The sequence below is a fragment of the Saccharothrix hoggarensis genome (assembly GCF_042678885.1).
Taxonomy (GTDB): Bacteria; Actinomycetota; Actinomycetes; order Mycobacteriales; family Pseudonocardiaceae; genus Actinosynnema; species Actinosynnema hoggarensis.
Genome location: NZ_JBHTLK010000468.1, coordinates 1 through 1,629, shown reverse-complemented (window position 1 = coordinate 1,629; position 1,629 = coordinate 1). Strand labels below are relative to the sequence as shown.

The window sequence follows — 1,629 nt, the reverse complement described above, 5'->3', positions numbered from 1 at the left end:
GCCGCGCGGCCGCGGCCGACGCCCTCGCCAGCCGCCACGACCTGCCCCTGGTCGGCGTGTTCACCGCCTGGTACGCCGCGCTCCGACTGGCCGTGACCGGCCGCCGTGACGAGGCGCGGACCGCCTACCGCGCCGCCGCGTCCCGCCTGGCCGGGGTCGGGATGCCCGGTCTGGAGCGCGGACTCCTCCCGCTGGCGCTGCTGAGCCTGGGCGAGGTGCCCGACGCCGACTGGGGCCCGCACGAACCGTGGGCACGTCCGCTGGTCCTGCTCGCACGCGGCGACCGCGACGCCGCCCGAGCCGCCGCCGCGGCCGTCCCGGACTCCCCGCACGACCTCCTCTTCGAAGCCCGAACCTGCCTGCACGCCAGGGCGGCGGTCGAACTGGAGGACCGCGCCCTGGCGGAACGCCTCTACCCGCGACTCCTCCCGGCCGCCGGCGAACTGGCCGGCGCGGGCAGCGGCCTGATCACGTTGGGTCCCACCGCACACCACCTGGCCCGTCTGTCCACTGTGCTGGGTCGCCACGACCAGGCCGCCGAACACCACCGCCAAGCTCAGGCGCTCACCGCCAAGACGCACAGTCCACAGTAGAAGCCGCGGCGCCCGAGTAGGACCACCTCAAACGCGCGGCGGCGTTCGCAGGACGGGCACGAGCGCGAGCGCCGGCACCAGCAGCAGCGGCACGACCAGCAACGCCCGCAGAACGCCCACGTGATCGCCCAACAGCCCCACGACGGGCGGTCCGGCCAGGAACGCCGTGTACCCGATGACCGCCACCACGCTCACCCGTGCCGCCGCCCGTCCCTTCTCGTCGGCCGCCGCGCTCATCCCGACCGGGAAGCCCAGCGACGTGCCCAGGCCCCACAACGCCACCCCGGCCACCGCCACCACCGGCGACCCGCCGAACACCGCCACCACCACACCCGCGATGGCGAGCGACATGGTGCACACCAGCACCGGCGCCCGTCCCCAGCGGTCCAGCGCGACCGTGCCCACCACCCGCCCGAGCGTCATGGTCGCCACGAACACCCCGAACACCGCCGCGCCGGCGGCCGGGCCGACCGAGTACCCGTCCACGAACGCCACCGCCACCCAGTCGTTCGCCGTCCCCTCGGTGAACGCCAGCACCAGCACCAGCAGCCCGATCAGCAACGTCCGCGGCTCGCGCCACGCCGCCAGGACGCCGCTGCCGCCCCTCGCGCCCACCCGGTCGCCGACGCGCCGGTACGACCGCGCCGCGACCAGCGTGCCGCCCAGCACGACCACCGCGACGCCCGCCAGGTCCGCGGTCACCGGCACGTCCAGCCACGCCGCCGGCGCGGCCAACCCGGCGGCGGCCACCGTGCCCAGGCTCCACACCGCGTGGAACCGGGGCATCACGGTCCGCCCGAGGAGCCGCTCGACCGCCGCAGCCTCGACGTTCATCGCCACGTTGCAGACGCCCGAGCCGTACCCGAGCACGAACAGGCCGACCGCCGTCGCGGCCACCGAGGGCCAGACCCCGACGCCGACACCCGCGGTGGCCAGCCCGGCGGCGACACCCGCCGTCGACACGCCCACCGACCGCCGCGCGCCCAGCCGGTGCGTCACCTCGCCGGCGGTCAGCATCGCCACCGTCGCCCCGGCG

Annotated in this window: 1 protein-coding gene and 1 pseudogene; one reads left to right on the top strand and one right to left on the bottom strand. The window is 76.6% G+C overall.

What is annotated here, in order from left to right:
• Positions 1–593, top strand: a pseudogene (locus tag ACFQ3T_RS36485) (SARP family transcriptional regulator); the annotation flags it as partial.
• A 27-nt stretch (positions 594–620) separates the two neighbouring features.
• On the opposite strand, the gene ACFQ3T_RS36480 reads toward ACFQ3T_RS36485, so the two are convergent.
• On the bottom strand, positions 621–1,629 hold a 1,009-nt coding region (locus ACFQ3T_RS36480), incomplete at its 5' end, for an MFS transporter (protein ID WP_380730715.1).